The sequence below is a fragment of the Arthrobacter sp. SO3 genome (genome assembly GCF_020532825.1).
Classification (GTDB): Bacteria; Actinomycetota; Actinomycetes; order Actinomycetales; family Micrococcaceae; genus Arthrobacter.
The window spans coordinates 1-23727 of sequence record NZ_MQTS01000033.1 but is presented as its reverse complement, the minus strand read 5'-3'; the positions used below and the strand labels follow the sequence as shown (position 1 = coordinate 23727).

Genomic DNA, 23727 nt, shown 5'->3' with positions numbered 1-23727 from the left:
CCGCAGCACCCGCCCCGGCAGCCCCGGCAGCGGTGTACTACGCCAATTGCGCCGCTGCCCGTGCCGCCGGCGCCGCACCGCTGCGGGCCGGCCAGCCGGGCTACCGCGAGCAGATGGACGGCGACCGCGACGGCATCGCCTGCGAATAGCGGACTCCCGGGGCAGGCTCCGGCGGAACACTTAGTTCTTCGGCAGCGCGTCCAGCAGCCGCGCGCAGCGGATGAACCCCAGATGCGAGTACGCCTGGGGGTGGTTCCCCAGATGTGTTTCGGTGCCCGGGTCGTACTCCTCCGGCAGCAGCCCGGTGGGGCCGAACAGGTTGACCAGCTGGTCGAACAGGTCCCAGGCCTCCTCGATCCGGCCGACCGCTACATAGGCCTCGATCAGCCATGTTGTGCAGATGTGGAAGCCGCCCTCCAGGCCCGGCAGGCCGTCGTCGTAGCGGTAACGGAACACCGTGGGGCCCACCCGCAGTTCCCGTTCCACCGCAGTGACGGTGTCCAGGAAGCGCTGGTCGCTGACGTCGAGCAGTCCGGAGAGTCCGATGTGCAGCACCGCGGCGTCCAGGTCCGGGCTGCCGTAGGCCACCGTGTAGGACTCCGCGCTCTCGTCCCAGCCTTCGCGCAGGACTTCGTCGCGGATGGCGGTCGCGGCGGGTTCCCACGCCGGGACCGGTGTCCGGCCGTGCCGCGCGGCGGTGCGCAGGGCCCGGTCCAGCGTCACCCAGCACATCACCTTGGTGTAGACATGGTGCCGCGGTGCCCGTCGGGCCTCCCAGATTCCGTGGTCCGGCTCGTGCCAGCGGGCCAGGACGGCCGAGGCCATTTGCACCATCAGCTCCCAGTGGGCATCGGAGAGGTCTCCGTGCCGGGCGGACAGGGCGTCGATTAGCTCGGCGATCGGCCCGAAGACATCCAGCTGCACCTGGTGGTCCGCGGCGTTGCCGATCCGGACCGGCCGGGAGCCCGCGTAGCCGGGGAGGCTCTCGATGATGGCTTCGGTGGACAGCGGCGCGCCGGTGACCGAATACAGCGGGTGCAGCCACTCCGGGCCGGGAGCGTGGGCAAGGATCCGGCCCAGCCAGGCCAGGAATCCTTCCGCCTCGGAGGTCGAACCGAGATCCACCAGTGCGTTGACCGTCATGGAGCCGTCCCGCAGCCAGCAGTACCGGTAGTCCCAGTTCCGGGTGCCGCCGATCCCCTCCGGCAGCGAGGTGGTGGGCGCGGCCAGCACGGCGCCGGTGGGCTCGTGGACCAGGGCGCGGAGCACCAGGGCGGACCGGCGGACCAGGGAGGGTTTCACGGACGGCAGCTGCAGTGCCTGCACCCAGCGCCGGGATTGGTGCGCGACGGCGGCGCGGCGCGAGTTTTCCTCCGGCGGTTCCGCCCGCTGGGGTTCCGTGTCGCCGCAGCGCAGGTTCAGCACCACGGGGCCGTCCCGCAGGGTCACCTCGGCGGTGGCGGTGGCATGCCGGCCGTCCGAGGTAATGGAGAAGCCGGCCCCGGGCGCCAGCAGGATGATCGGGTCCGCGGTCCCCACGACGTGCAGCTCCTCGCCGCGGGCCTCCATGCTGAAGGGCGCGTTGGCATAGTCCGGGCGGGGCGCAAAGACAATCCGCGCCGTCCCCGTGCCGGAGAGCACCCTGACCAGGCTGGTCACGCCTTCCGGCGCCGGTTCCAGGTAGTCGGTGACGGTGACGTCGGCCCAGCGGGTCTCCACGATCATGGTGCTGTCCACATAGCGCTGGCCCAGGACCTGCGAGGCCTTTACCGGTTCGACCGAGAAATGGCCGGCCGCGTCACCGCCGAGAAGATGCGCAAATAGGGATCCCGAGTCCGGCAGCGGGTGGCTCATCCAGCAGATCTTGGCGTCCGGTGTGATCAGAGCCGTGGAGGAGCCGTTGCCGATCATCGAATGCCGCTCCAAGCCGACCGCGTCCTCACCGAACAGCCAGGCCCGCCGCAGTTCGAAGAGGATGGCGAGGACCCTCGCGAAGGACTCGGGGTCCCGGAGCCGGTGGGTAGCCTGGGTCGGGCCCACCCCGACCCGCAGCGCCATGTCCGGGCCGCGCAAGGTCGCCATCGCCAGCTCGTCGCTGGCTGCATCCCCGGCGTAGAGCGCCGCGCTGGCCCCAACCATGGAGCGCAGGTGCTCCAGGGCCGCCGCCTTGGACGGTTCCACCACGCTCAGGTCCAGGACCGAGCCGTCCACGATGAAGGAGAGCCCGTGCGCCCGGGCGATTTCCTCCGCCTGGGCGGTGGCCAGCGCGACGACCTCGGGCGCGGCCGGGCGGGTGTGGACGGACACGGCGACGGGCTTCCGTTCGATGGTGATGCCGCGGTAGGCGCCCACGGTTTCGGCGAGCGCCTGGCTCGCCTGCTGCAGCACCGACTCGGTGGCCAGGGACAGCCCGTGGGCGTAGCCCATGTCGAACTCGGCGCCGTGCGAACCCACGAGGTGCACCTCTGCAGGGAGCCGTGAGACGGCGGCCAGGTCCCGCAGGGAACGCCCCGAGATGACGGCGGCGTGCGTGTTGGGCAGGGCAGCCAGCGCCCGGAGTGCAACCGCTGCGCTTCCCAGCGGCAGGGTCTCGGTGGAGATGCCTTCCGCGGCGCACAGGGTCCCGCCGTAGTTGCAGGCCACGAGCAGCCCAGGGATGCGGGCCAGGATCTTGAGGTCCGCCAGCAGCTGCGGCGTCAGCCCGTCGTCGGCTGCGTTGGTCTGCACAAAGGCCCGGAGCAGGCCCAGCGGCAAGGATTTCGTCAGAAGGGCAGAGTCGGCCAGGGACTGGTTGAGTGGAGTGGGCATGTGCGGAGTCCTTCGAGTAGTCCCCAATGCCTGCATGAGACCGTCCGAGAAGGACGTACTACCAGTATCCTCCCGGCCCGATTTCCCGCAGGTGTCCCGGCGGTTGCAGCTGTGTAACATCCGCAGAGATGTTCCTTTTTGCCCCTTGACGTTCCTTATTGTGCGATTATGATACATAGTTATGTGAACTGCCTCACACCCGTGATGTTTCAAAGGAGAAATCATGACCATGCACGAAGATGCGCTGCGCCGGGCCTCCAGCCAGGGCGGCTGGGACCGTCGGACCTTGCTGAAGACGCTGGGTGTGGGAGCAGTCGCAATGGCGGGGGTGCCCCTGTTGGCGGCCTGCACCGGCGGAAGCGCGCCGGCGTCGAGCGGCGGCGCCAAGACGGTCAGTTTCGGGTCCGGATCCTCGGATGAAGTTCCCAAGGCCGCCTACAAGGCAGTCACCGACGCTTTCGAGAAGAAGTCCGGTGCCAAGGTCACCACCAATGTGGTGCCCCACAACGACTTTCAGAACAAAATCAACACGTACCTGCAAGGCAGCCCCGACGACGCCTTCACCTGGTTTGCCGGCTACCGGATGCAGTACTACGCGGACAAGGGCTTACTCGCCCCGATCGACGATGTCTGGGAGAAGATCGGGGGCAACTACTCCGACGCCCTCAAGAAGGCTTCCACCGGCACCGACGGAAAGATGTACCTGGTCCCGAACTACAACTACCCCTGGGGCTTCTTCTACCGGAAGAGCCTGTGGGCCGAGAAGGGCTACCAGGTTCCCAAGACCTTCGATGAGCTCACCGCACTCTCCAAGAAGATGCAGGGCGACGGCCTGATCCCCATCGAATTCGCGGACAAGGACGGCTGGCCTGCCATGGGGACCTTCGACTACCTGAACATGCGCCTCAACGGGTACCAGTTCCACATGGACCTCACGGCCCACAAGGAAAGCTGGGACCAAAAGAAGGTCAGCGACGTGTTCGACACCTGGAAGGCACTCCTGCCGTACCAGAACCCCAACGCCCTGGGCATGACCTGGCAGGATTCCGCCAAGAACCTCGGCGACAAAAAATCCGGCATGTACCTGCTCGGATCCTTCCTCACCCAGCAGTACACCGACAAGGCGGTCGCGGACGACATCGATTTCTTCCCGTTCCCGGAGATCGCGATGGAAGGCCAGGACGCGATCGAAGCCCCCATCGACGGACTGCTGCTCTCCAAGAAGGGCGGCCAGAACCCGGCCGCCAAGGACTTCCTCGCCTACCTCGGCACCCCGGAAGGACAAGACGTCTACGCATCCGTGGACTCCTCGAATATCGCCACCGCAAAGGGCGCCGACACGTCGAAGTTCTCGCCACTGAACAAGAAGATGGCGGAGGCCATCGGCAACGCCAAGAGCATCAGCCAGTTCTTTGACCGCGACGCACTCCCGGCCATGGCCAACAACGTGATGATCCCGGCGCTGCAGTCCTTCATCAAGGACGGCAACGTCGACGTCAAGAACCTGGAAGCCCAGGCCAAATCGCTCTACGCCGCCCAGTAGCCGCACGCGATATCGAGCAAGGAATCCCTAGTGAGCACATCAAGCGACACAACAACTGCCGGGGTCCGGGGTGCCAAGCAGGCCCCGGCAGGGCGGGTCCGGCGGTTGTCCGGCCGGGACAAGTGGGTACTCGGCTTCATGGTGGGGGTCCCCACCCTCATCCAGCTCGTCCTGGTCTGGATCCCCACGCTGCTCTCCGCGGCCCTGTCCTTCACCAGGTGGAACGGGCTGAGCCTGACGGACATCAAGAGCGCAGGGGTGGCGAACTACCAGTTCATCGTCAACGACTACCCGCCGTTTTGGCCCGCGGTCCAGCACAACGTGCTGTGGCTGGTGTTCCTGGCCCTCATCGCCACCCCGCTGGGCCTGCTGCTCGCCATCCTCCTCGATCAGAACATCCGCGGCACCAAGGTCTACCAGAGCATCTTCTTCACTCCCGTGATGCTGTCGCTGGCCTTGATCGGCGTCATCTGGCAGCTGTTCTACAACCGGGACAGCGGCCTGCTGAACTTCCTGCTGGGGACCGGCGGCACCCCGCAGGCGGTCGACTGGTTCGGCGACTCCAGCGTCAACATCTGGGCGGCCCTCGTGGCAGCGACGTGGCGGCACGCCGGCTACGTCATGATCCTCTACCTGGCAGGGCTCAAGGGTGTTGACCCCACCTTGCGGGAAGCGGCGCAGATCGACGGCGCCAACGCAGTCCAGACCTTCTTTCGGGTCATCTTCCCGGCCATGCGGCCGGTCAACGTGATCATCATCGTCATCACGGTGATCGAATCGCTGCGCGCCTTTGACATTGTCTACGTCATCAACCGCGGCACGAACGGCCTCGAACTCATCAGCGCCCTCGTCATCCAGAATCTTGTGGGCGAAGGGCAGGTGATCGGCGTCGGCTCCGCCCTCGCGGTCATCCTCCTGGTCATCTCGCTGGTTCCCATCACCTTCTACCTGTCCCGGGCCTTTGGAAAGGACAAAGAGGCATGAGCATCATCAAGCCGGCCCCGGCCGCGGCGAGAGGCAACGACGTCGCCGGAGCGCCGCGCACAGGCACCGGCGGCAAAAGCCGGGGGCCAGCCAGGAATCACCTCGGCATCCACATCTTCCTGATCGTGATGGCAGCCATGTGGCTGGTGCCGCTGGGCTGGACCGTCTTCACGTCGCTGCGGCCCAAAGCCGACACCGACAAGTACGGGTACTTCAGCCTCGGCGGGTCCTTTAATTTCGACAATTTCGTCGAGGCCTGGACCCGGGGCGGGTTTGCGCAATACGCCTGGAACTCGGTGCTGATCACCGTCCCCTCAGTCATCCTGATTCTGTTCTTCGCCTCCATGATGGCCTTCGCCGTCAGCAGGGTGTCCTGGAAATTCAACGTCACGCTGCTGATCATGTTCACGGCCGGCAACCTCCTGCCGCCCCAGGTCCTCGCGGCTCCCCTGTTCCAGATGTTCAAGCAGTTTGAGCTCCCGTACAGCGTCAGCGACTCCGGGAACCTCCTCAACACCTACATCAGCGTCATCGCTGTCGACACGGCCTTCCAGATCGGTTTCGTCACGTTCGTCCTCTCCAACTACATGAAGGCGCTGTCCCCCGAGTTGACGGAGGCCGCCCTGGTGGACGGCGCCGGCATCTGGCGGCAGTACTGGGAGATCATCCTCCCCCTCTGCCGGCCGGCGCTGGCGGCGATGGGCACGCTCGAGGTCATCTTCATCTACAACGACTTCTTCTGGCCGCTGCTCTTTATTCAAAGCGGTGACCGGCTCCCGCTCACCACCGCCGTAAACAACCTCCAGGGCCAGTTCCTCTCCGACTACAACCTGATCGCCGCGGGCGCCATGATCACGGCCATCCCGGCCCTCATCATCTACCTGCTCCTGCAGCGGCACTTCGTGGCCGGCCTGACGCTCGGCTCCAGCAAAGGATAAACGTGGATTACAACAACAACGCCCCCATGGACTACATCACCGCCCGGCTGGGCTCCGAAGGGTCCCCGATGCTGGCGTTCGGCGGGGATTACAACCCGGAGCAGTGGCCGGAAGAAACCTGGGACGAGGATGTCCGGCTCATGCGCGAGGCCGGCGTCAACCTGGTCAGCGTCGGCATCTTCAGCTGGTCATTGCTGGAGCCGTCCGAGGGCATCTACGAATTCGGCTGGCTGGACCGGGTGCTGGACCTGCTGCACACCAACGGCATCAAGGTGGACCTGGCCAACGCCACTGCCTCGCCGCCGCCGTGGTTCAGCCACCAGTACCCGGAGTCCCTCCCGGTGACTGCCGACGGCGTGCGCCACAGCTATGGGTCACGGCAGGCCTTCGCCGCCTCCAGCCCGGACTACCGGCGGGCTGCGGCCGCCCTGACGGAGCAGATTGCAGCGAGGTACAAGGACCACCCCGCGGTGGTCATGTGGCATGTCCACAACGAGTACGGCTGCCACAACCAGCCCGACTTTTCCGACGGCGCCGCCGCAGGCTTCCGGAGCTGGCTGGAGGCCCGCTACGGAACACTCGAGGGCCTGAACGATGCCTGGGGCACCGCATTCTGGTCGCAGCGCTACTACGCCTGGGAGGAAATCCTGCCGCCGCGGACCTCCGGCACATGGGTCAATCCCACCCAGCAGCTGGACTTCGCCCGGTATTCCTCGGACGAACTCCTTGAGTGCTACAAAGCGGAGGCGGCGATCATCCGCTCGCATTCCCGGCATCCGGTGACCACAAACTTCATGGGTTTCAACATGGGGCTGCACCAGCCGGTGGACTACTGGCGCTGGGCTGAACAGATGGACGTTGTTTCCAACGACCACTACCTCATCGCCGAGGACCTGCGGAACTTCCAGGAGCTTGCCGAGACTGCCGATCTCACCCGGGGCTGGGCCCAGGGCAGGCCGTGGCTGCTGATGGAGCACTCCACCTCTGCGGTCAACTGGCAGCCCCGCAACATCGCCAAGGCGCCCGGAGAAATGCTGCGCAACTCGATGCAACACGTCGGCCGCGGCGCGGACGGTGCGCTCTTCTTCCAGTGGCGGGCCTCCCGGGCCGGTGCGGAGAAATTCCACTCCGGGATGCTGCCGCACGGGGGAACCGACACCAAGGTGTGGCGGGAAGTCGTCCAGCTGGGGCAGGCACTGCGCAGCATCGCCGAAGTCGCCGGCTCGGTGGTGACCGGCGCGTCCGGCAGCGTCGATGTCGCGATCATCCATGACACCGATGCCCGCTGGGCATCGGAACTCGATTCGCACCCGAGCGCGGATGCCTCCAACATTGCGGAGACGCGTCGCTGGCATGATGCTTTCTATCGCGCCGGAATCCCGACGGACTTCCGCCAAAGCACGGACGATCTCTCCGGCTACCGGCTCGTCGTGGCCCCGATGCAATACCTTGTGACGGATGCCGGCGCGGCCAACCTGGACAGTTATGTGAGGTCCGGCGGACACCTCGTCGTCACGTACTTCTCCGGCATCGTCAACGAACATGACCACATCAGGCCCGGCAGCTACCCCGGCGCGTTCAGTGAGCTGCTGGGAGTACGGATGGAGGAATTCTTCCCCCTGCGCGCCGGCGAATCGGTCCCGCTCAGCGCCTTCGGGGCGGGCTCGTGCTGGAGCGAACTGGGCACGGTGAGCACCGCGGAGGTGCTCGCTGCGGTAACGGAGGGGCCGGTGGCCGGTTCCCCGGCGGTGACCCGCAACCACGCGGGAACCGGCCGGGCCTACTACGTCGCCACCACGTTGTCCGCCGAAGGCCTCAGCGAACTGCTGCCCGTTATCTGCGCCGATGCGTCGGTGGAGCCCCTCGTCCCGGACCTTCCCCCCAACGTCGAGGTCATCCGGCGCAGCAAGGACGGCACGGACTGGACGTTCTGCATCAACCACGGGGCGGACGACGTCCGGTTGCCCCTTGCGGGGGTAGAACTCATCGCCGGCCAGGAGCTCGACGGCGGCCTTGGCCTGGCCGCCGGCGCCGTCGCCGTCGTCCGTTCCCGCACAGCATCCACCACCCACCGCCGATGACAAGCATGGAGCTGCCGTGAGCCACCTGAACCCGACCACCGTCCCCGGGGGGACTCCGGTCCTGGAACCGCTGCCGCGGCTGCTGTATTTGCGGCATTCCGGCACGGCACTGCTCATCGACTGCAGCACCGGCGAGCCCGCGGTGCTGCATTTCGGAGCTGACCTGGGCCCCGATCTTCCGGATTTGTCCCTGCTGGGCGACCCCGTGCCGCCCTCATCCCTGGACATTCCGGTGACGCAGGGCCTGATCCCGCAGTCGTCCTCCGGCTGGCGTGGACGCCCCGGGCTCCGCGGCCACCGTAACGGCCGGTCGTTCTCCGCCCGGCTCCGCCTGGTGTCCGTTACGGAGGGTGAGGGTTGCTCCGCCGTCATCACCCAGTCAGACCCCGACGCCGGCCTGACCCTCAGCACCGAAATCATCATCAACGACGGCGGCCTGCTGCAGCTCCGGCACCGCCTCCAGAATGACGGCCCGGACGGCTATTCACTGGAGGAGCTCGCCGCGGTGCTGCCCGTGGGGCGTGCCGCAGGCGAGATCCTGGACCTGACCGGACGCTGGTGCCGCGAGGCCCACCCCCAGCGGCTGCCGATGCGGCAGGGCACCTGGGTGCGCTCCGGCCGGCATGGACGCACGGGTCACGATTCCTCACTGCTGCTGGCCGCGGGAACCCCGGGGTTCGGCAACCGGCACGGGCAGGTCTGGGCCGTTCATCTGGGCTGGAGCGGCAACCACGAAAGCTTCGTGGAGACGATCGGCGACGGACGCTCGGTCATCGGCGCGTCGGAGTTGCTGGGCTCCGGCGAGGTCACCTTGGCCGCAGGAACCGGCTACCAGACGCCCTGGCTCTTTGCCGCCTACTCGGACGCCGGGCTGGACGGCATCAGTGACTCGTTCTACGCCTGGTTCCGTGCCCGGGCGCACCATCCCGGCACACGGTCCGGGAAGCCGCGACCCGTGGTGCTGAACGTATGGGAGGCGGTGTACTTTGACCACCGGCTCCCCACGCTCCTGGAGTTGGCCGACTCCGCCGCCGCGCTCGGCGTCGAGCGCTATGTCCTCGACGACGGCTGGTTCCGCGGCCGCCGCGACGACCACGCCGGCCTGGGCGACTGGTACGTGGACGAACAGCTCTGGCCGGACGGGCTGCACCCCCTGATCGACGCCGTCACGGCCCACGGCATGGAATTCGGCCTGTGGGTCGAGCCGGAGATGGTTAATGAGGATTCGGACCTTGCCCGCGCCCACCCCGACTGGATCTCCGGCCCGGGCCCGCTCCGCCAGGGGCCGGGCGCACCGGGCCGGCTGCCGGAGCAATGGCGGCACCAGCAGGTGCTGGACCTGGTCAACCCGGAGGCGTGGCAATACATCTTTGACCGGCTGGACTCACTCCTGAGCGAGCACCGCATCAGCTATCTCAAATGGGACCAGAACAGGGATCTCGTGGAAATGGGGCACGAGGGCAGCCCATCCGTCCATGCCCAGACGCTGGCGGCGTACCGGCTGCTGGATGAACTGCGGAAGGCCCATCCCGGCGTCGAAATTGAGAGCTGCTCCTCCGGCGGGGCGCGCGTGGATCTGGGCATTCTGGAACGCACCGACAGGGTCTGGGCCTCCGACTGCAACGACGCCCTGGAACGCCAGACCATTCAGCGGTGGACCGGGGTGGTGGTGCCGCCGGAGCTGGTCGGAGCGCACATCGGGCCGGGGACCTCGCACACCACGGCCCGCACCCACGAACTGTCCTTCCGCGCCATCACCGCCATGTTCGGCCACTTCGGCCTGGAATGGGACGTCCGCCAGCTCGGGGGTGCGGAACGGGACGAGCTTGCAGCCGTCATCGCGCTGTACAAGGAGCACCGCTCGTTGCTGCACAGCGGGCGCATGGTGCGGGCCGACGAGCGGGACCCCTCGCTGATGCTGCACGGCGTCGTCTCGCATGACGGCTCCGAAGCGCTGTTCGCGCTGGTGTCGGTGGCGACGTCCTTCTCCGAGGTTCCCGGACACGTGCCCCTGCCCGGGCTGCTGCCCGACCAGAACTACCGGGTGGAGCTTGCCTATCCGGCCCCGGACAGCGGGCACGCTTTCATCCAGACGCGCCCGCCTGCCTGGCTGGCAGCCGGGATTGAGGTAAGCGGCCGTTTCCTCGCCGGGTCCGGCCTGCCGATGCCCGTCCTGAATCCGGAACACGGCCTGCTCCTGAGTGTGCGGGCCGTCCCCGGCCCCGCGGGGAAGGGCAGCTAGCATGGCCGGGATTGTGAAGCGCGCCTTTCAGCTCGCGGACGGGCGCGACATCATCTACTTCGACGACGCCGATACCGCGCTCCCAGCGGAACGTTCGCCGGATCTGCGTGCACCGGCGCCGCGGCCGCCAACGGCCCTCATGCGGCAGGATGTGCTGACCGGCGAATGGATTTCGGTGGCTTCGGCCCGCCAGAACCGGGTCGTACTCCCACCCTCGCACCTGGATCCGCTGGCGCCGGCCTCGGCAGGGAACCCGTCGGAGATCCCCAGCCCCTACGATGTGGCTGTCTTCGAAAACAAGTCGCCGTCCTTCGGGCCGGAGCTGACCGGCCCGCAGGCGCCGGACGGGCTCGAGGATCTTTCGCGTATTGGCCTGGGGCGCAGCCGTCAGTCCGTGGGCCGCTGCGAGGTCGTGTGCTTCTCCCCGGAACACACCGGATCGCTCGCCCGGGTATCGCTGTCCCGGATGCGGACGGTGATGGAAGCCTGGGCGGACCGGACAGCGGCCCTGTCCGCAATGCCCGGCGTGCAGCAGGTCTTCCCTTTCGAGAACCGCGGCGAAGAGATCGGGGTGACGCTGCACCACCCGCACGGGCAGATCTACGCCTACCCGTTCATCACCCCGCGCACCCAGACACTCATCCGCTCGCTGGAGCGGTACGGCAGTTCGCTCTTCGAGGATGTCCTCACGTTCGAGCTGAACTCCGAGCGGGTGGTGCTCCGGGGCGAACGGTGGACGGCCTTCGTGCCTTTCGCGGCGCGCTGGCCCCTGGAAGTACACATCCTGCCGCACCGCCACGTTCCCGACCTCGCGGCCACGAGTGCCGAGGAGCGCGACGAGTTCGCCCTGCTGTACGGCCGGCTGCTGCGCGGTGTGGATGCGCTGTATCCGACGCCGACCCCGTATATCTCGGCCTGGCATCAAGCACCCGTCCGGGCCCACCGGGACGATATCCGGCTGATGCTCCAGCTGACCTCCCCCAGGCGCGAGGAAACAAAACTGAAGTACCTTGCCGGTTCGGAGGCGGCGATGGGAGCGTTCATCGCCGACATCGTCCCGGAAACCGCCGCTGCCAGGCTCCGGGACGTCATCGAGCCGTGACCGGGGTTGCTAGACCCGGACCAGTCCGGCGACCTCGGCCAGCAGCTGCACTGAACGCAGCCGGGACTCGGTCCCGGTGCTCTGGTGCGCGACGATGAGCTCGTCGGCGTCGGCGTGGGCGGTGAATTCGTCCAGGTATTCCAGCACGGCGTCCGGCGTTCCCACGGCGGAATACTTCATCATCTGGGCCACGTGCTGGCCCTGCGGCGAGTCCAGGACCATGTCCGCCTCGTCGTCGCTGAACTCGCGGCCGCCGCCGAAGAAGAGCGAGACGCGGGCACGCTTGGTGGCATGGAACATCTGCTGCGCCTCGGCCGCGGAATCCGCCGCGATCACGTTGACGCCGGCGATCACGTGCGGGGCGTCGAGCTGCGCGGAGGGCTGGAAGTCGCGGCGGTAGATGGCGACGGCGTCCTGGAGCGCGTTCGGCGCGAAGTGCGAGGCAAAAGCGTACGGCAGGCCCAGCTGCGCGGCGAGCTTGGCGCCGAACAGCGAGGATCCCAGGATGTAAAGCGGCACGTTGGTGCCTTTGCCGGGGGTGGCTTCCACGCCCGGGATGCGGGTGGGGCCGCTCAGGTAGCCCTGGAGTTCCAGCACGTCCTGCGGGAAGCTGTCCGCGGACATCGGGTCCCGGCGCAGGGCCCGCAGCGTGTTCTGGTCGCTGCCGGGCGCACGTCCCAGCCCCAGGTCAATCCGGCCCGGGTGCAGGGTCTCCAGGGTGCCAAACTGCTCGGCGATGGTCAGCGGCGAATGGTTGGGCAGCATCACCCCGCCGGCGCCGAGCCGGATGCTCTCGGTCTGGGCGGCGATGTGGGCTATCAGCACGCTGGTGGCCGAGGAAGCGATGGCGGACATGTTGTGGTGCTCGGCGTACCAGACCCGGCGGTAGCCCAGCTTCTCGGCGAGCTGCGCCATGGCCACGCTGCCCGCGAAGCTTTCAGCCGCCGTCTGGCCCTTGCCGATGGTTGCCAGGTCAAGGATGGAAAGCGGAACAGTCACGGAAAAGCCGGCCTTTCGTAGCGGGGAAGTCTCAGGCGCGGCACCGGGTCCCGGCATGCGCACACTGTGGACAACGACGCCGGGCTCCGGGTTATTTCTGCCTCAGTTGTGGCGCACCCCATGCCGTTTCCGGGGGCGGCTTAGGGACATGGATAGTTGTAATCCAGCCCGCCGGAGATGTACTGCGTCAACGCGACGCGGCTGCCGGGGGTGAGCGCCGGCAAAGAGCAGTTGGACTTGGCACCCGTCAGGGACCGCGAACCCGCTAGCCAGCTCGGCAGACCCGCGAGCGGACTGCTCGACGGGACCGTGCCGGCGATCTGTGCCCACTGGCTGCCGGTGGAATAGATGCCCACTTTCGCGTTGATGCCCTTGAAGTATGCGGCCATCCCTTCGAGGTCGGCGACGTTGGCGGCCTTGTCGGCCTGCCAGCTGTTGCCGGTTTCGACGTCGAGCCACCACAGGTAGTTCTGCGGGTTGTCGACCCCGCGGATTGTGGCGTCGTCGTAGGCCTTCGCGTAGCCGTACATGTAGGAGCAGGCGTTGAAATTGTCCGGGACGCTGCCGCAGACTCCATACGGGTTGGCCACGTCAGCGCCGCCGTAGTGGTTTGAGGTGGGCCACCAGGAACCCTGCAGGCCCGGGTTGGCCGTGTTGACGTAGAGCGCCACCCTCGGCTGGGTGCTGAGCGCCGGGTCTGGGGCGGTGTTTGCCCAGGCAAGTTCGGTTGCCAGGCACGGGTTGGTGGTGTTGGCGAGGCCGTTGTTCACCCCGACGATGGCAAACGCCGGCTGTTTGGGGAGGGTCTTTCCGCACTGGGGCCAGGACACGTCGATGCCGACCGGCTCGGATGTGCGGGGCGGGGCGGCGCCCGCAGGCCCCCCGCCCAGCAGGACAAGGCCAAACGTGATGGCGGCGGAAGCAAGCTTCGTCAATACCCGGGTAGCCATGCCCCAGCTTACTTCCGCACCCCGGCCGGGGCCGGGAAACCCGCCGGGAATCCCGCCGAGCGAGTCTGCGGGCGGAATACTCAGCTGGCTTAGGGAGTTACCGCCCCTATGAGCCATGACAACTCACAGCATCAGCAAATATCCGCCACGATCGATCTCAAGGACGTGGGAACTGTCCACCGCCTGGGGTTCGGCGCCATGCGCATTGTCGGGGACGGCGTCTGGGGCGAGCCGGCGGACCGCAAGGCCGCCATCGCCGTCGTCCGCCGCGCCGTCGAACTCGGCGTCGACTTCATTGACACCGCCGATTCCTACGGACCGAACATCAGCGAGGAGATCCTGGCCGAAGCCCTGCACCCCTACAAAGAGGGGTTGCGGATCGCCACCAAGGTCGGCTTCACCCGCACCGGCCCCCACCAGTGGGTCCCGCTGGGCCGCGCGGAGTACCTCCGCCAGCAGACTGAGCTGAGCCTGCGCAAGCTCAAGGTCGACGCGCTCGACCTGCTGCAGCTGCACCGGATCGACCCCAAGGTGGATCCGGAGGAGCAGTTCACCGTGCTCCGCGACCTGCAGAAGGAGGGCAAGGTGAAGGCGCTGGGCCTCTCCCAGGTCAGCGTCGCCGAACTCGAGGAAGCCGGGAAGTACTTCACCGTCTCCACCGTGCAGAACCGCTACAACCTGACCGACCGCAGCTCCGAAGACGTCCTCAACTACGCCGAGGCCAACGGCATCGGGTTCGTCCCCTGGGCGCCGATCTCCGCCGGGGAGCTGGCCCGGCCCGGCGGCCCGCTGGATGAGGCCGCCAAACGGCTCGGCGCCACCACCTCGCAAGTGGCCCTCGCCTGGCTGCTGCGCCGCTCCCCCGTCATGATGCCGATCCCCGGCACCGGTTCGGTCAACCACCTCGAAGAGAACCTGGCCGCTGCCGGCGTCGTCCTGGATGACGCCACGTACGCCGAACTTGAATCCGCACACTGATCCCTTTTACTTTCAGCGCCGGCCGTGTGGCCGGCAGAACAGGAGCCTGACATGGCTAACATCCTGATGGTCGTATCCGCCGCCGATTCCCTCACCATGCGCGACGGCAGCGAACACCCCACCGGCTACTGGGCCGAGGAACTGGTGGTTTCCCACCAGACCCTCCTCAACGCCGGACACACCGTCCACATCGCCACCCCCGGCGGCGCAAAGCCCACGGTCGACGAGGTCAGCCTCGCCGCCGAATCTGCCGGCGGCCAGGAACGCGCAGACAGCTTCCGGAATTACCTTTCCGGGCTTGACGCCGAGCTGTCCGCGCCGCTGGCACTGGCCGACGTGGACCTCTCCGGTTATGACGCAATCGTGCTGCCCGGCGGCCACGGGCCCATGACCGACCTCTACCGGGACGCCGATCTCGGCAAGCTCCTGGTTGCGGCGAACACGGCGGGTAAGGTCATCGCCCCGTTCTGCCACGGCCCGGCCGGCCTGCTGAGCGCCACGGACGACGCCGGGACGTTCGCCTTCGCGGGACGCCGCCTCACCGTTTTCACCAACGAGGAGGAACTCAATGGCGGCACCGGCACCAATACGCCGTGGTTCGTGGAGGACGCGCTGAAGGACAAGGGCGCGATCATTGAGAACGCCGCCGCCTGGACGTCGCATGTGGTGCGCGACGGCAATCTGATCAGCGGCCAGAACCCCCAGTCCAGCGAGGACGTGGCGAAGGAAGTCCTGAAGGCCCTCGCCGAATAGCAACGCAGGCGTAGCTGCCATTAGCCGGGTCCGGGGCCGCCGGACCCGGCTATGCTGTCGGCATGGCCATCAAATCCACTGCAGACAAAATCGCCACCATCCAGAAGGGGTACACCCTCGAGGGCCCCACGATCGAGCTGGGCGCTGCGATCATTGACGGTGAAGTCCACAAGGACGCCCCCGTCCGGCTCCCGCTCTCCATGATGAACCGGCACGGCCTGGTGGCCGGCGCCACCGGCACAGGCAAGACCGTCACCCTGCACATGATGGCCGAACAGCTCTCCACCGCGGGGGTCCCGGTCTTCCTGGCGGATATCAAAGGGGACCTTTCCGGGCTGGCCACTGCAGCCACCGGCAGCGAAAAACTGATCGCCCGCACGGACGGGATCGGCCAGTCCTGGTCCGGCAAGACGTTCCCGGTGGAGTTCCTGGCCCTCGGCGGCGACGGCCACGGCATCCCGGTCCGCGCCACCATAACGTCCTTCGGCCCCGTCCTGCTCTCCCGCATCATGGAACTCAACGACACGCAGGAATCGAGCCTGCAGCTGGTGTTCCATTTCGCGGACAAGAACGGCCTCGAGCTGATCGACTTGAAGGACCTGCGCGCGGTCATCCAGTTCCTCACCTCCAAGGAAGGCAAGGACGAACTCGAGGAACTGGGCGGGCTGTCCAAGGCGACCGCCGGCGTCATCCTCCGTGAACTGATCACCCTCGAGGCGCAGGGCATGGAGAAGTTCTTTGGCGAACCCGAGTTCGACACCGCCGAACTGCTGCGCACCGCCCCGGACGGGCGCGGCGTCATCACCTGCCTCGAGCTGCCTACCCTGCAAACCAAGCCAATGCTGTTCTCTACCTTCCTGATGTGGCTGCTGGCCGACTTGTTCGAGGACCTGCCCGAGGCCGGCGACCTGGACAAGCCGAAACTGGTGTTCTTCCTGGACGAAGCCCACCTGCTCTTCAACGGCGCCTCGAAGGCCTTCCTGGACGCCATCACCACCACCGTGCGGCTGATCCGGTCCAAGGGCGTCGGCATCTTCTTCGTCACCCAGACCCCCAAGGATGTCCCGGCGGAGGTCCTGGGGCAACTCGCCAACCGGGTTCAGCATGCCCTCCGGGCCTACACGCCGGAAGACGCCAAGGCGCTCAAAGCGACCGTCTCCACCTTCCCGATGAGCGACTACGACCTTGAGGAAACCCTTACCTCCGCGGGGATCGGCGAAGCAGTCATCACCGTGATGAATGAGAAGGGCGCCCCCACGCCGGTGGCGCTCACCCGGCTCCGCGCCCCGGAATCCGTCATGGGCCCCAGCGCCGATGCGCTCATCGCCAGCACCGTGGCCGGCTCGGCCCTGCTGCCCAAGTACGGCACCGCCGTCGACAACATCTCCGCCTTCGAGAAAATTGCCGGGAAGGCTTCGGCGGAGACCGGCGCGGCAGCCCCGGCGCCGCCGGCCCCAGGCGGCGGTGGCAGCCCGGACGTCGACGCCGAAGCGCGGCGGATCGAGGAGGAAATCCTGGGCCGCCCCAGCAGCCGGCCCGCTCCGGCACCCGAGCGGCAGGAACCTGCGCGGCAGGAACCGCAGCAGTCCCCGAGGCCGCCGTCGGACGACGGCGGCCTCGCCGGAGCCCTGGGTGGCGCCCTCGGCGGGGGACTCAAGAGCATGGCCCGGTCGCTGGGGACCCAGCTCGGGCGCGAACTGCTGCGCGGGGTCTTCGGCACGGCACCCAAGCGCCGCCGCCGCTAGGAACCAGGCGGAACGGGCCTCCCCTGGCGGCGGCGATCCGGGCGGCACCTCCCGCCGGAGCGGACCGCCTTGGGTGGAGAGCTGGCCGCGTGCGGCCGCTGTGACAAGAGGATTCCGCTGGGGTGCAGGTAACGTAAGGTACGTGCAAATCAGTCAGGCGTTGGTCAGGATCGCAGCCGGGTGGCTGCTGGGCCTGATGCTCGCCGTGGCCGGGGGCATCGTTGCGATCAATATCGTGAACAACACCATCGCGAGCCCGCAGCAGCCTGTCCGCGAATACCTCGACGATTTGCAGAAGGGCGACGGCGAGAAGGCCCTTGGCCTGTTGCGCGCCTCGGTGCCCCAGGGAAACGCTGCCATGCTGGACGGCACGGCGCTGCAGACTGCGTCCGCGCGGATCAGCGGTGTGAAGTACGGCGAGGCCGAGGACCGCGGCGGCAACCGGGTCATGGTGCCGATTGACTACACGATTGACGGCAGCCAGCTGCGGACGGAGTTCCTGCTGGAAAAGTCCGGCGTGGAATGGCTGTTCTTCCATAAGTGGGCCTTCGTCCCGGCCGCTCTTCCGGTCCTGGATGTCACGGTGGTCAACTCCAGCGAGGCCACCCTGAACGGGGTTCCGGTGAACATGCCCAACGGCCGCAACTCCTTCGCCGTCTTCTACCCGGGCGAGTATGAAGCTTCACTGCCCGGGTCGTATTTCTCCGCCCCGCCCGCCAAGGCCACGCTGTCCGGCCGGGACGTCCCCGTCGCTCCGCTGAACCTCATGACCGAAGCCACCGAAGGGCTCAAGGACGCGGTGGGCGGCAAGGTCAGGGAGTTCCTGGACACCTGCGCCGACACCGCCGACAAGGAGCAGAAGCTCCAGCCGGACTGCCCGTTCTACCACACCACCAACAACCGCGTCGTCGACGGCACCATCGACTGGAGCATCACCGAGTACCCCACCGTCAGCATCGAGCCCTTCGGCGGACGCTGGGTGGTGGCGCCCCTGAACGGCAAAGCCCGGATCAAGGCCCAGCAGGTGGACCTGTTCACCGGGGCCGTGACGGAACTCAATGCAGTCCACGATTTCAGCTTCACCACCCGCCTGGACGTCGACGACGACACCGTCAAGGTGACCCCGCTGCTGAGCTACTAGCGCCGCGGGAGCAGTGACGGCCCGGTGGCGGCAGCGCTGACATCACTCCGGACAGTCTTTTGACTCCAACGGTCCCACCGCAGCCTGTCATTCCGCGGAATCCGTTGTGCCAAGCTGCCAAGAACCTGCCTGCCGTGAAGCCTACACCGGCCCGGGCGTCCGGCCGAGGACTGCCAGGACCTCGGCCAGCATCCGCGCGGGGTGGTGCACAACGTCGTCGTAGTAGTACCGGAGCACGGAGTAGCCCCGAACCACGGACACGTTGTCGCGCCGCTGGTCCTTCTTGACCTGGACCCACTCACCGTGATGTCGCCCGTCCAGCTCCACAACCAGTGTGCCCTCCAGCAGGAGATCCACGTATCCGACGCCTTCGATGTAGACCTGCGATTCCACACTGATGCCGGCCTGGCGGAAATACGTCCTGGCGAGGGTCTCCAGCAGGGATTCGGCTCCGCGGTCAACCCAGTCAAGGACCTGGCGGGCACGGCCATTGCGCTTCCCAGGGAGTCGGTCCCGCAGGAATCCGAGTGTCATATCGCCCCGGCCGACGGCGCTCTCCACCATGACCAGGGCTTCAGCGAACGGCAGGCACCTCAGCGCGTGGATGAGCACGTCACCGAGGGCAGCAACCGGCCGGTAGGGGTGCGGTTCGAGGAGCAGTCCGTAGTGCCCGGCCTGCCCCCCGAAGGCCTCACCGCGTCTGTGATGTACATGGAGCGGACCGGCGGAGTTCACACACCAGAGCCCGTAGAAGGGCGCCGCGCTGCTGCAGGTGAGGAGCTGCCGGTGCTGCAGCAGCGCCACCTGGTCGGGGGCCGCCGTCGGGAGCGCATAGAGACCCCGGACCGGCTGAAGGACGCCGGCCCTCACCGCCCGCCGCAGTGCGGCGTCGTCGATCCCCAGGCGGGCCAGCGCAGGCCGCCGGGCGGCTCCCCCGCAGATGGCCAAGGCCCTGAACACATCCATAGGCCCATCGTTTCCGCGGCCACGCGGTGCCGGCAGTCCGTTAACCCGCTATGTGGACATCTTCACGTCACCCGGCGCAGCGTTTTGCGGCCCCCAACGCCGTGGAACTCCGGGATTCCGCGGATCCGGGGCCCGGTAAAAGCCAAAAGGCTGCTGCCCGTGACGCGGTGGTCACGAACAGCAGCCAAAGTGGGCCACTCCTGCGGAGGTCAGTCCATTCCGCGCAGGTCCAGCACCAGTTCGGTGTCGCCGTCGGCCTGCAGCAGGACCGGGATGCCCCAGTCCTGCTGGTACAGGTGGCAGGCTGCGTGGTCCGGGATCTCGCCGTCCGCGTCCTCCGGTCCGTCGCAGGCAGCGGCGCGGGCGGTAATGTGCAGCACACCCTCGGGCACGTCGGAGGCGAGTTCCAGGGTGCGGAGCAGGCCCACCGAGGTCCCGCCGCCAGCCAGCAGCAGTTCCGGCGGCGTCGAGGAGATCTTCAGCTGGGTCGGGTCGCCCCAGCGGTCATCGAGTTTCTGGCCGGTCGGCGCGGTGAAGCGGACTGTCAGTTCCAGCAGCCCGGGGGCCACGGGGCTCTTGGGCCGGTGGGTCTGGGCCGCGCCCTCGTCGACCTGCTGCGCTTCCTTGGGGATCGGAACGTAGACCAGCTGGTGCTTGTTTGCCTCAACCACCACCAGGAGCGGCTCGGCACCGGCCACGTGTGTGTGGTCCACAATGACGTCGGAGGGCTCGGACAGCCCGCGCGCCAGGGTAGAAACCAGGCCCGAGGCGGGGTCGTAGCGGCGGACGGCACCGTTGTAGGTATCGGCGATCGCCACCGAGCCGTCCGGCAGCACAGTAACGCCCAGCGGGTGCTGCAGCCGGGCGTCGGAGGCGTTTCCGTCACGGAAACCAAAGTCGAACAGGCCCTTGCCGACGGCGGACTCAACCGTGACAGCCCCGCCGTCGCCGATGACGAGCTTGCGCAGGGCCGAGGTTTCGGAGTCCGCCACCCAGATGTTGCCGTCCGCGTCCTCGGCGAGACCGGAGGACTGGGCGAACCAGGCCTCCTCAGCCAGTCCGTCGAGCAGGCCCTCGAGTCCGTTGCCGGCAATGATGGAAACGGCGCCGGAGCGCGGGTCGAAGCTGAAAATCTGGTGCACGCCGGCCATCGCAACCACAACGGCATCCAGCTTGGTGGACCAGACCACGTCCCAGGGCGAGCTGAGGGAAACCTGCAGCGGGTCCGCTTCCAGCCGGGCACCATAGGCGGCACCCTCCTCGTCGACCCGGGCCGGTCCCGTCTCCAGGAGCCGCTGCACGCCGTTGCCGGCCAGCGTGGTGATGCTTCCGTCCGCGAGGTTCAGCCCGCGCAGGCGGTGGTTCACGGAGTCGGCGATAACGACGTCGTAGCCTGCCTCGGCGGCGGCGTCCTCCGGGAGCAGGACCAGGCCCTGGGGTTCGTTGAACCGGGCGGTTGCGGCATTGCCGTCGGTGTGGCCCTTGTCGCCGGAACCGTAGGTGGCAAGAACTGTCTGGAAATCGGTGGACAGCTCCACGAGGCGGTGGTGGCCGGTGTCGGTGACCAACCAGGATCCCGCATCCGCAGCGCTTCCGACGCCGCGGCCGTCCGGGAGGAACAGAGCCTTGCCGGGGAACCGCAGCGTGCCCGACGTCGGCTCCGGCGCCACATAGGGCCCGTCGCCGCGGTGCAGGGTACCTTTCGCCTCGTGCTCGGCGATCAGCTCAGGGATAAGCACCGCGAGGCCGTCGGCGTGGCCTTCGCCGGAAAGGTGGGCCACGATGTAACCCTCGGGATCGATGACCACCAGCGTGGGCCACGCGCGTGCCGTGTAGGCCTTCCAGGTGTCCAGCTCGGGATCATCCAGGACCGGGTGGCGGATCTCGTAGCGCTCGACGGCGGCGGCGAGGGCCACCGGATCAGCCTCGTGCTCAAACTTGGGAGAGTGCACCCCGACCGTGACGAGGACGTCGGAGTACTGCTGCTCGAGCGGGCGGAGCTCGTCCAGCACGTGCAGGCAGTTGATGCAGCAGAAGGTCCAGAAGTCCAGCAGCACGATCTTGCCGCGCAGGGATTCCAGGTCCAGGGACTTGCCGCCGGTGTTGAGCCAGTTGCGGCCCACCAGCTCGGAGGCCCGGACCCGGAGGTGGGTGCGTACGGTTTCGGTCATCAGCGTCCTTCCAGCTTTGAGTTGCGTTCGGCCAGCCTGGCATCGCGCTCGGCCAATTTGGCAAACATATCGTTGTAAGCGGTGAGATCGGCGTCGTTATTCCTGTCCGCCGCACGGTCGGTGCGCTTGGACTCGCGCTCATCGGAGCGGGACCACATGACGGCGACGCCGATGGCCACCAGCAGTGTGGGCACTTCGCCGATGCCCCAGGCCACCGCGCCGCCCATCTGCTGGTCCAGCAGGGCTGGGACCCCCCAGGTCCGGCCGAGATTGCCGAAGTAGTCCGCGGCCAGCAGCCCGGTTCCGCCCATGATGGCGACGCCGAAGAACGCATGGAACCCCATCGTGGCCAGCAGGAGCAGCAGCCGCATGGGGTAGGGGGCGCGCCGGGGCAGCGGGTCGGTGCCGATCATGGTCAGCACGAAGATGTAGCCGGTGAGGGCGAAGTGCAGGTTCATCAGTTCGTGGCCCACGTGGTCACGCATGGCGTATCCGAACGCTTCCGAGTAATAGAACAGCACGATCGAGCCGGCAAAGTTGGCAGCGGCGAACAGCGGATGCGTCACGAGCTGGGCGAACTTGGAGTGGATAAAGATCAGCAGCCATTCCCGGGGGCCGCGCGAGCTGTCCCGCCGCGGAGTGAGGGCGCGCAGGGCCAGCGTCACGGGGGCGCCGAGGACCAGGAAGATGGGAGCCACCATGGTCAGGGCCATGTGGTCCACCATGTGGGCCGAGAAGAGGACGCGGCCGTACACCGACGGCGGACCGGAGGTCACATAGGTCAGGACCCCGAGGCCGATCAGCCAGTTAACGGCCCGGAACCAGGACCAGGAGTCGCCGCGGCGAATCACCTTCCGCATGCCGAGGATGTAGGCCACGAGGCCAAAGACCGCAACGGCGACCCAGAGCCAGTCGGGGCGCCACTCGGTCAGCCAGCGATCCGGGGTCAGTTCCGGCGGCAGATCGTAGCCGGAGACAATAAAGGCCGGGGTGGCGTCCGGCGCGAGCGCTTCGCTCTGCGGCGGCGCGGAGCGACCCAGCGCGACGGCGATGCCCGACGTCGCTCCCATGATCAGCAGCTCCGCAATGACGAGTTGCCACAGCACCCGGCGGGCGGATAGTCCCCCACCCGCGCTGCCCAGCTGGGGGATGACCCAGCGGCGGTGCATCAGGCCGATGCCGCCGAGGACGAGGGTTGCTGCGGCTTTGGCCAGGATCAGCTGTCCGTAGGCCGAACCGAACAGGTCGTTCCAGGAGGTGAGGCGGATGCTGGAATTGATCACCCCGGAGGCGAAGACGAGGACGAACGCCAGACCCGCCAGGGAGGAGAAGCGCCGGAGCGTCGGCTCGGTGATATCCGGACGGCTTCCCGACGTCGAGCCGGACGCTGCGCCTCCCAGGACGCCGGAGAGCAGAGCCAGCGTGATGATGCCGCCGACCCACGCCGATACCCCGACCAGGTGCAGGCCGAGCGAGTTGATGGCGCCTTCGTGGTCTGCCGAGCTGGCGGAGTGGCCGATCAGCGCTGAGGGTACGAGTCCGATGAGGGAGAGGATCAGGGTCGCCACCAGGGCACCCTGGGAGCGGACGCCAAAGAGTGCGGTGGTGACAACGGCAGCAATGATGACAACGGACAGCCAGGCGCGGCCGGTCTCGATGTCGGTCATGAAGTAGACCAGGGACCGGGTGAACTCCGCGTCCCCGGAGACCCCCTGTCCGGCGATATCCGCGTAGCTCAGCACCAGGACGGCAATCGCTGAAAGCGTCCAGACGGCACCGGCGGCCGCCGCGACAGCCAGGGCACGGGTGAAAGCCGGATGTTCCGGGAGGTCCTTGGCCTTGGAGCGCGAGCCGGCAAGTGAGCGGGGCAGGATTCCGACGGCGAAGAGCAGCCCTCCGATCACGGTGGCCAGCGAGGCGTTATGGACGGCCTTGCTGACGGGCAGGCCCCAGCGGACCAGGGCGCCCGGATCGGAGACCCCGCGGGCAGCCGCGGCGCCGGAGAACAGCAGGGCGGCAACCAGTCCCAGGAACAGCGCCGCCAGGCCCGCGAAAAGCCAGGGCCGGGAGATCCCGCCTGGACCCACAACAGGACCTCGCGCTCCCCCGGTCGGGGTGGGAGCTGCTGCTGTGGCACGGGGATTTGCTGCGGAAGGCACAGTTCCATTGTCCGCTACCCCCGCCTGCTCACCGAATCGAGGGTGGTCCGCAATGGTTCTGGTCCTCCACCGCCTGCGGCCGTTAACCAGGGCTCCTGACATGGTCACATATTCGGTGTGATGTCAGTGGCGGTTTTTGATGCCGAACTGCAGTACCAGGCTGGTGC

Annotated in this window: 17 protein-coding genes; 11 read left to right on the top strand and 6 right to left on the bottom strand. The window is 67.5% G+C overall.

Annotated elements, in window-relative coordinates; translation table 11 throughout:
• Positions 1-32 precede the first annotated feature (32 nt).
• Positions 33-149 carry an excalibur calcium-binding domain-containing protein gene (locus BJQ90_RS03730; RefSeq protein WP_319004594.1) on the top strand — a complete coding sequence of 39 codons (117 nt, stop codon included), beginning with the start codon at positions 33-35 and terminating at the stop codon, positions 147-149.
• Positions 150-180: 31 nt separating this feature from the next.
• On the opposite strand, the gene BJQ90_RS03725 is transcribed toward BJQ90_RS03730, so the two are convergent.
• Positions 181-2808 carry a trehalase-like domain-containing protein gene (locus BJQ90_RS03725; RefSeq protein ID WP_226758964.1) on the bottom strand — a complete coding sequence of 876 codons (2628 nt, stop codon included), beginning with the start codon at positions 2806-2808 and terminating at the stop codon, positions 181-183.
• Positions 2809-3031: 223 nt separating this feature from the next.
• Between BJQ90_RS03725 and BJQ90_RS03720 the strand changes: the two genes are divergently transcribed.
• From BJQ90_RS03720 to galT, 6 genes are read left to right on the top strand one after another with little or no spacing between them, the layout of a single operon-like run.
• Complete coding sequence (locus tag BJQ90_RS03720; RefSeq protein ID WP_226758963.1) at positions 3032-4351, top strand: ABC transporter substrate-binding protein; 1320 nt, start codon at positions 3032-3034, stop codon at positions 4349-4351.
• 30 nt (positions 4352-4381) lie between these two features.
• Positions 4382-5335 (top strand): carbohydrate ABC transporter permease, encoded by a 954-nt coding sequence (locus tag BJQ90_RS03715; protein WP_226758962.1) that lies wholly within the window; start codon positions 4382-4384, stop codon positions 5333-5335.
• Positions 5332-6273 (top strand): carbohydrate ABC transporter permease, encoded by a 942-nt coding sequence (locus BJQ90_RS03710; protein WP_226758961.1) that lies wholly within the window; start codon positions 5332-5334, stop codon positions 6271-6273. Before BJQ90_RS03715 ends, BJQ90_RS03710 begins: the two co-directional genes overlap by 4 nt.
• Before the next feature lie 2 nt (positions 6274-6275).
• On the top strand, positions 6276-8354 hold the full coding sequence (locus BJQ90_RS03705) for a beta-galactosidase (protein WP_226758960.1): 2079 nt from the start codon (positions 6276-6278) through the stop codon (positions 8352-8354).
• Between the two features lie 25 nt (positions 8355-8379).
• Entirely contained in the window at positions 8380-10596 is a 2217-nt protein-coding gene (locus BJQ90_RS03700) for an alpha-galactosidase (protein ID WP_226758966.1), read from the top strand.
• 1 nt (position 10597) lies between these two features.
• The gene (galT, locus tag BJQ90_RS03695) at positions 10598-11698 is read left to right on the top strand and encodes a galactose-1-phosphate uridylyltransferase (RefSeq protein WP_226758959.1); all 1101 of its coding nucleotides are present in this window, start codon (positions 10598-10600) and stop codon (positions 11696-11698) included.
• Positions 11699-11707: 9 nt separating this feature from the next.
• Here the strand turns inward: galT and BJQ90_RS03690 are convergent, their stop codons facing one another.
• Together BJQ90_RS03690 and BJQ90_RS03685 are read right to left on the bottom strand one after the other, a co-directional pair.
• Complete coding sequence (locus BJQ90_RS03690) at positions 11708-12697, bottom strand: LLM class flavin-dependent oxidoreductase (protein WP_226758958.1); 990 nt, start codon at positions 12695-12697, stop codon at positions 11708-11710.
• A gap of 140 nt (positions 12698-12837) precedes the next feature.
• A complete protein-coding gene (locus BJQ90_RS03685) occupies positions 12838-13647 on the bottom strand; it encodes a hypothetical protein (protein ID WP_226758957.1) in 810 nt (269 codons plus the stop codon).
• 108 nt (positions 13648-13755) lie between these two features.
• Here BJQ90_RS03685 and BJQ90_RS03680 point away from each other — a divergent pair, with 108 nt between their 5' ends.
• From BJQ90_RS03680 to BJQ90_RS03665, 4 genes are all read left to right on the top strand, one after another.
• On the top strand, positions 13756-14625 hold the full coding sequence (locus tag BJQ90_RS03680) for an aldo/keto reductase (protein WP_226758956.1): 870 nt from the start codon (positions 13756-13758) through the stop codon (positions 14623-14625).
• 51 nt (positions 14626-14676) lie between these two features.
• Positions 14677-15378 (top strand): type 1 glutamine amidotransferase domain-containing protein, encoded by a 702-nt coding sequence (locus BJQ90_RS03675; protein ID WP_226758955.1) that lies wholly within the window; start codon positions 14677-14679, stop codon positions 15376-15378.
• A gap of 62 nt (positions 15379-15440) precedes the next feature.
• Positions 15441-17123, top strand: a complete 1683-nt coding sequence (locus BJQ90_RS03670) for a helicase HerA-like domain-containing protein (RefSeq protein WP_226758954.1) — start codon at positions 15441-15443, stop codon at positions 17121-17123.
• A 148-nt stretch (positions 17124-17271) separates the two neighbouring features.
• On the top strand, positions 17272-18264 hold the full coding sequence (locus tag BJQ90_RS03665; protein WP_226758965.1) for a hypothetical protein: 993 nt from the start codon (positions 17272-17274) through the stop codon (positions 18262-18264).
• Positions 18265-18405: 141 nt separating this feature from the next.
• Here BJQ90_RS03665 and BJQ90_RS03660 read toward each other — a convergent pair whose 3' ends face one another.
• The 3 genes from BJQ90_RS03660 to BJQ90_RS03650 form a co-directional block, all read right to left on the bottom strand.
• Entirely contained in the window at positions 18406-19230 is an 825-nt protein-coding gene (locus BJQ90_RS03660) for a DUF559 domain-containing protein (RefSeq protein ID WP_226758953.1), read from the bottom strand.
• A gap of 209 nt (positions 19231-19439) precedes the next feature.
• Complete coding sequence (locus tag BJQ90_RS03655) at positions 19440-21401, bottom strand: NHL domain-containing thioredoxin family protein (RefSeq protein WP_226758952.1); 1962 nt, start codon at positions 21399-21401, stop codon at positions 19440-19442.
• Entirely contained in the window at positions 21401-23560 is a 2160-nt protein-coding gene (locus BJQ90_RS03650; protein ID WP_413463633.1) for a cytochrome c oxidase assembly protein, read from the bottom strand. The genes BJQ90_RS03655 and BJQ90_RS03650 overlap by 1 nt, the downstream gene beginning before the upstream one ends.
• Positions 23561-23727: the final 167 nt, after the last annotated feature.

What these genes read in the sequence shown, in the direction of transcription:
- BJQ90_RS03725 (WP_226758964.1), bottom strand. Translation starts at nt 2,808, where the DNA reads ATGCCCACTCCACTCAACCAGTCCCTGGCCGACTCTGCCCTTCTGACG.
- BJQ90_RS03720 (WP_226758963.1), top strand. Translation starts at nt 3,032, where the DNA reads ATGACCATGCACGAAGATGCGCTGCGCCGGGCCTCCAGCCAGGGCGGC.
- BJQ90_RS03710 (WP_226758961.1), top strand. Translation starts at nt 5,332, where the DNA reads ATGAGCATCATCAAGCCGGCCCCGGCCGCGGCGAGAGGCAACGACGTC.
- galT (WP_226758959.1), top strand. Translation starts at nt 10,598, where the DNA reads ATGGCCGGGATTGTGAAGCGCGCCTTTCAGCTCGCGGACGGGCGCGAC.
- BJQ90_RS03685 (WP_226758957.1), bottom strand. Translation starts at nt 13,647, where the DNA reads ATGGCTACCCGGGTATTGACGAAGCTTGCTTCCGCCGCCATCACGTTT.
- BJQ90_RS03680 (WP_226758956.1), top strand. Translation starts at nt 13,756, where the DNA reads ATGAGCCATGACAACTCACAGCATCAGCAAATATCCGCCACGATCGAT.
- BJQ90_RS03675 (WP_226758955.1), top strand. Translation starts at nt 14,677, where the DNA reads ATGGCTAACATCCTGATGGTCGTATCCGCCGCCGATTCCCTCACCATG.
- BJQ90_RS03670 (WP_226758954.1), top strand. Translation starts at nt 15,441, where the DNA reads ATGGCCATCAAATCCACTGCAGACAAAATCGCCACCATCCAGAAGGGG.
- BJQ90_RS03660 (WP_226758953.1), bottom strand. Translation starts at nt 19,230, where the DNA reads ATGGATGTGTTCAGGGCCTTGGCCATCTGCGGGGGAGCCGCCCGGCGG.
- BJQ90_RS03655 (WP_226758952.1), bottom strand. Translation starts at nt 21,401, where the DNA reads ATGACCGAAACCGTACGCACCCACCTCCGGGTCCGGGCCTCCGAGCTG.